At 69.2% G+C, this 5,680-nt stretch carries 4 protein-coding genes; all 4 read right to left on the bottom strand.

Annotated features, from left to right (window positions below; translation table 11 throughout):
* Positions 1-53: 53 nt before the first annotated feature.
* The 4 genes from STRTUCAR8_RS14030 to STRTUCAR8_RS14015 all read right to left on the bottom strand — a co-directional run bounded on the left by STRTUCAR8_RS14030 (position 54) and on the right by STRTUCAR8_RS14015 (position 5,637).
* On the bottom strand, positions 54-2,534 hold the full coding sequence (locus STRTUCAR8_RS14030) for a carbohydrate binding domain-containing protein (RefSeq protein WP_006376396.1): 2,481 nt from the start codon (positions 2,532-2,534) through the stop codon (positions 54-56).
* Positions 2,535-2,651: 117 nt separating this feature from the next.
* Positions 2,652-3,509: a glycoside hydrolase family 43 protein gene (locus STRTUCAR8_RS14025; protein ID WP_006376397.1), complete on the bottom strand. Its 858-nt coding sequence runs from the start codon at positions 3,507-3,509 to the stop codon at positions 2,652-2,654.
* Positions 3,510-3,808: 299 nt separating this feature from the next.
* Positions 3,809-4,705 carry a carbohydrate ABC transporter permease gene (locus STRTUCAR8_RS14020; protein WP_006376394.1) on the bottom strand — a complete coding sequence of 299 codons (897 nt, stop codon included), beginning with the start codon at positions 4,703-4,705 and terminating at the stop codon, positions 3,809-3,811.
* A 59-nt stretch (positions 4,706-4,764) separates the two neighbouring features.
* Complete coding sequence (locus STRTUCAR8_RS14015; protein ID WP_048818765.1) at positions 4,765-5,637, bottom strand: carbohydrate ABC transporter permease; 873 nt, start codon at positions 5,635-5,637, stop codon at positions 4,765-4,767.
* Positions 5,638-5,680: the final 43 nt, after the last annotated feature.

The raw sequence follows: 5,680 nt of genomic DNA, 5'->3' as shown, positions 1-5,680 counted from the left end.
GCCGCCGCTACTGCTACTGCGAAGAAACCCTTCTTCCCGAGGGGCGGCTGCCGTCAGGAGAGCTTGATCAGGGAGTAGTCGTCGCAGTAACCGGCCGCGGAACCGGCGTCCTTGTAGCAGTAGACCGCCGCCGAGGTGTTGGTGCTCCCGGTGGTGAAGAAGACGGGCTGCTGGGCGTAGGCGGTGGCGGAGGTGCGCAGGTAGGTCTCGGTGCCACCGAAGCTCTTGACCCCGACGGCGACCTGCTCACCGCCGGTCGCGACCTTGGCCCAGCCGGTCAGCAGGTAGGTGGAGCCGGAGGCGAGGCCCGTGGCGGACTGCTCGACCCCGCTGGTAGCGGCCCCGGTCTGCAGGGAGTAGGTGCCGGTGCGGGCGTTGGAGGCGACCGCGTTGGACTGGGCGCCGCTGCCGCTGCGGGTCCACGGGCTCAGGGAGCCGGTCTCGAAGCCCGCGTTGGTCAGGGCGTTGGCCGGCGTGGAGATCCGTTCCACCGCGAGGTCGTCGCAGTTGCCGGTGCCGGTGCCGCCGGTGTTCTTCCAGCAGTAGATCAGGGCCGAAGTGTTGGAGCCGCCCGTGGTGAACAGCACCGCCGCCTGGGAGTACGACGTCGTGGCGACGTTGGTGAAGGTCTCCGTGCCGCCGTAGTTCTTGACGCCGATCGCGAGGGTCTCCCCGGCGTTCGCCACCTTCGCCCAACCGGTCAGCAGGTAGGTGGTGTTGGGGCTGAGGCCGGTCAGGTTCTGGTTGGCGCCGCTGCCGCTCGCCTGGGTCGTCAGCGCGTAGCCACCGGTGCGGGCGCCCGAGGAGGTGACGGACGGGGCGCCGCCGCTGTTGGTCCAGGGGCTCATCGCGCCGCTCTCGAACCCGGCGTTGGCGACGAGGTTGCCGCCGGTGCCGTTGTCGGCGCCGATGTTGGGCGCGGCCGTCGCGGAGACGGTGTTGCCGAAGGCGTCCTTGCCGCCGTTGCCGCTGATGACCGCTCCGGCCCGGATCACGGGGGAGGAGGCGTGCACCTGGTAGGCGGCGGTGCCGGTGTACGAGGAGGAGGCGTCGGTGTTGCCCGGGTTGCGGAACTCGGGGTCGGTGACGACCTTGGCCGGGTCGGCGGGCTCGGAGGACGGGTGGGTGCCGTAGAAGAGGTTGTTGGAGTACACGGATCCGGCGCTGGTGGTGAAGTAGCCGCCGGTGCCGTAGTTGAACACCGCGTTGTTGCGGAAGGACAGCGTCCCGGTGATGCTGGTGCCCCGGCGGGAGTACAGGACCGGGGTGTTCAGGCCGCTCTTGTTGACGTAGATGCTGTTGTTGTAGATCTGTGGGACGGCGACCGAACTGCCGCTCTTGTTGGGGACGTTGCCGACGAGGTGGAAGACGCCCGTGCCGTGGGTGGGGGTGCCGGCGGCGGGGCAGCCGGCGTTCGTGCCGTCGTTCTCGCTGACGTTGTAGCGGATCACCGTGCCGTCGCTCGGGACGGTCGAGGTGGGCTCGTTGGCGATGGTGAAGGGCGGCATGATCAGCATGAAGCCACCGAGGTTCTGGTGGCTGTAGTTGTACTGGAACGTGGTGTTGTGGTTGCCCCAGTCGACGTCGTAGCCGGTGCCGTCGGCGCCGTTGACGTGGCAGTAGACCTCGTTGTTCTGGACGACGGTGTCGTTGCTGCCGGACATCCAGATGCCGGCCGAGGCGCCGTTGCAGTACTGGCCGGACGGCGGGCAGGTGGCCTTGGCGCCGCCGTAGCCGGCCTTGTTGCCGTCGATGAGGGCGCCGTCGTTCTTGACGACGAGGATGTCGTCCGCGCCGTCGTAGGTCATGGTGTTGTCGCGGATGACGGTGCCGGTGGTCTGGCCGGTGCCCTGGCCGTCCCCGTCCGGGGTGACGGCGACGGCGATGCGGTCGACATGGTCGAAGGTGTTGTTCTCGACAACCACGTCGTCCCAGGTGGAGACGGGTGTGGTGTGGTCGGTCTGGACGCCGACGCCCGCGTTGGTGGCGTACCAGCCGCCTGAGTAACCGCTGATGTGGTGGATGCTCATGTCGTGCACCCGGATGTGGTGCAGGACGCCGCCGGAGCTGTTCTCGGCGAGGACACCCGAGCGGTACGCGGGTGACGCGGCGGGGTTGGTGAGTTCCAGGCCGCCGATCTCCCAGTACTGCTGGTTGAGCAGGTGGATGACGGGACCGGTGGCGCCGCCCGCGTTGATGACCGGCTTGGCACCGGTGCCGTAGGACCCCATGGTGACGGGGCTGCCGGCGGTGCCCGATCCCTGTGGGGCGAGCTGGCCGGAACAGGTGGTGCCGGTGGCGAAGAGGATGTTGTCGCCGGCGCCGAAGGTGGTGTTGTTGACGCCGGTGACGGAGTTCCAGGGACTGGCCTGGGTGCCGTTGCCGTTGGCCGCGGCCGAGCAGTCGACGTAGTAGGTGCTGCCTGCCGCCATGGCGGCGGGAACCGGGAGGAGGAGGGCGCCCGCCAGCGTGGCGAGCAGGGTGAGGACGCGGGATGTCCCGAGGCCCGGGCGATCCGATCTGCGACGCTTCATTGCGGCGCTCCTTGCTGGGTGATTGAGTCCTCCGGGTCGCGGGATGCGACACGGGTCTTCCGGTACCGGGCGGGCCGAAGCGGGTACGCCCGGAGTCTTGGCGGGGCCGCGGTCACCTCAGCGCGGCGGGAGGGACGCCAGTGCCGGCGTTTCGAGGACGGAGGCGTGCCGCATGCCCGGCGGCAGGGCCAGGGAGACGGACTCCCAGTCCACGCCGTTACGGCTGCGGGCGGCTCCGTACCGTCCTTCGAGGTAGTGGTCGAAGATCATGACCAGCTCGTCGTCGTGGCGGAAGATCGACGGCCCTTCCACCACCGAGGGAGTGACCGGCCCCGCTGAGGAGGTGTACGGGCCTCCGGGGGTGTCGAAGGTGATCAGGTGGATGTCCTTGTGGGCGGTGGCGAGGTCGTTGGTGCCGCGTTCGTCCTTGAAGGCCATGAGGAATCCGCCGCCGTCGGCCTCCCGCACGGTGGCGTCGATGACCGAGTGACCGGGGTCGAAGAAGAGCTCGGGCGCCGAGAAGGTTCTGAAGTCCTCGGTGGTGCAGTGCCAGATGCGGTGGTCCTGGCCGACGTGCTCGTAGTCGCGGCCCTCGGCCGTGCTCCCGGACTCGACGACCGACGACCAGATGAGGTGGTACAGCCCGGTCGTGCGGTCCAGGAAGAACTCCGGGGCCCAGGCGTTGTGGGCTCCCTCGACACCGGCCATGACCGGGACGAGTTCCTGGTCCGACCAGGTCAGCAGGTCGGCCGAGGTGGCGTGGACGATGCAGGGGCTCGTCCAGCCGTCGGTGGCCAGCAGATGGAACAGGCCGTCGGGGCCCACCCCGACGAACGGGTCGCGCAGTCTGCCGGTGCCGACCGTGCCCCGCAGGACGGGCCGGCCGTCGTTCACCGACGCGAACTCCTCGCCGTCGTGGCTGTAGGCCAGGTGCAGTGCCTCGTCGGCGTCGGTGAAGTATGAGACCACGTACATCGTGGGATGGTCCTTCCGGGACGTCGGGGCGCGGGTGTGCCCCTGGACGGTGGGGTCGGTCGGGTGAGGGTGCGGTCCCGCGGGCGGGGGAGGGCGGCGGGAGCGACGCGGAACGGGAACCGGGGGACGGGGAGCGACCGGGGTCGCCCCGGTGGCCGCTCGCCCCGGTTGACCGGCCGGGTCGACGGCTCGGTGGGTCAGTGGTTGACCGGGTCGGTGGCCGACCGGGTCAGTGGCTGGTCCAGAGGGCCGACCACGAAGTGTTCCCGGGGGCTACGGGGGCCACGGACCGGCCGGGCTCATGACTTGACCGCGCCGGCGGACATACCGGCGACCACCTGGCGCTGGAGGAAGACGAAGATCAGCAGCAGCGGGAGGACACCGAGCAGGGCGGCGGGGAACAGGGTCGTCGGCTGCACGGTGTGCGGGTCGATGAACGAGTACGCGTTGACCATGACGGTCCGCTTGTCCGGGTCCTGGAGGAACACCAGAGGGACCACCAGGTCGTTCCAGACCTGCAGGGCGACGAAGGTCAGCATCGTGCTGGTGACCGGCCGCAGCAGCGGCAGGATGATCGTGAAGAACGTACGGAAGGCCCCGCAGCCGTCGAGTGAGGCCGCCTCCTCCAGGTCGACCGGGATGGAGCGGATGAAGCTGGTGTAGAAGAACACGGCGACCGGGAGGTACAGGGCCGTGTAGATGAAGACCACGCCCGCGTAGCTGTCCAGCAGGTTGAGGTCGCGCATCAGCAGGTACAGGGGTGCCACCACGACGAACACCGGGATCGACGTCCCCAGGATGAACAGCCGGTACACCGCGGTGGACCAGTGCTGGGTGATCCGGGCCAGCGGATAGCTGGCGAGTGAGCCGAACACCGTGATGGCCACGCAGGAGAGCCCGGTGATGAGCAGGGTGTTGAGAGTGCTCCGCCCGTAGTGGATCTGGCTGAACGCGTCGGTGAAGTTCTTGAAGGTCAGCGAGTGCGGGATGCCCAGCGGGGAGCGGGCCACGTCCGCCGCCGTGCGCAGTGAGGTGGCGATCGTGAAGAGGAACGGCAGGACGAACAGCAGGGTGCCCAGGCAGAGCAGGACGGTGCCGAGACCGCCGCCTAGGCGGCGCAGCCGGTGGGGTGAGGGGCGGCCGGCGGGAGCGCCGGACCGGGGTGCGAGGGGCGGTGCGGAGATGTCTGTGGTCATGGTGGCGATCCGTCGGTTTCCTGTTCGTGATCCGGTGTTCCGGGGGTCCGTCCGTCGCGTCAGACGCGTCGTTCGCGGAGCCGGAGCAGGGAGGAGGTGGCGCTGGACAGGACGACCACGGTCACGAGGAGGACGACCGACAGCGCGACTCCGTAGGCGAACTTCCCGCCGCCGAAGACATTGCGGTACACGAGGAGGGTCAGCGTGTCCGTCGCGCCCGCCGGGCCGCCGTTGGTCAGCACGAGGGGGAACTCGAAGACCTTCAGGGAGCCGATGAGGCTGAGCGTCACGTTGACGGTGAGTGCGGGGGCCAGCAGCGGCCATTCGATGCTGGCGAAGCGGCGCCAGCCGCTCGCGCCGTCGAGTGCCGCCGCCTCCAGCAGTTCGGTCGGCATGCTCATGTAACTGGCGAGGAAGATCGCGCAGGAGTAGCCGGTGAACATCCAGATGTTGACGGCGGCCACCGAGTAGAGCGCGGTGGAGGTGTCGCCGAGCCAGACGTGTTCCAGGCTGTGCAGGCCGACCGCGTCCAGCAGCGCGTTGATGCCGCCGGTCGGGGCGAACAGGTACGACCAGATGAAGGCGGCCATCACCGGGGAGATCAGGGCCGGCGTGAGCAGCACGACGCTGAGCCCCTTGCGGACCTTGGGGCGGCGGAACAGCAGGCTCGCGAAGAGCAGCCCGAGGCCGTTCTGCGTGACGACGACCACGGCCGCGTAGAGCACGGTGTGCCACAGGGCGGCGGTGACCTTCGGGTCGTCGGCCATGGCGCGGTACTGGTCGGTGCCGACGAAGTTGGCGATCGGTCCGCCGAGGCTGTCGGTCATGCTCAGGTAGACGCCGCGGACCAGCGGATACAGCGTGAACATGCCGTACACGACGATCGCCGGAAGCAGGAAGGCGGCCATGGTGGCACGCCGTCGATGGAACACAGGGGTCCTCCTCTTACCCGGCTGGCCGTGGCGGGGGCGGTCA

The organism is Streptomyces turgidiscabies Car8, from assembly GCF_000331005.1.
Lineage (GTDB): Bacteria > Actinomycetota > Actinomycetes > Streptomycetales > Streptomycetaceae > Streptomyces > Streptomyces turgidiscabies.
Note: the sequence above shows the minus strand (reverse complement) of the source record. Positions and strands in the feature narration are given on the sequence as shown.

Bases quoted from the DNA above. Each gene is read 5' to 3' on its own strand.
- STRTUCAR8_RS14030 (WP_006376396.1), bottom strand. From the start codon at position 2,534: ATGAAGCGTCGCAGATCGGATCGCCCGGGCCTCGGGACATCCCGCGTC.
- STRTUCAR8_RS14025 (WP_006376397.1), bottom strand. From the start codon at position 3,509: ATGTACGTGGTCTCATACTTCACCGACGCCGACGAGGCACTGCACCTG.
- STRTUCAR8_RS14020 (WP_006376394.1), bottom strand. From the start codon at position 4,705: ATGACCACAGACATCTCCGCACCGCCCCTCGCACCCCGGTCCGGCGCT.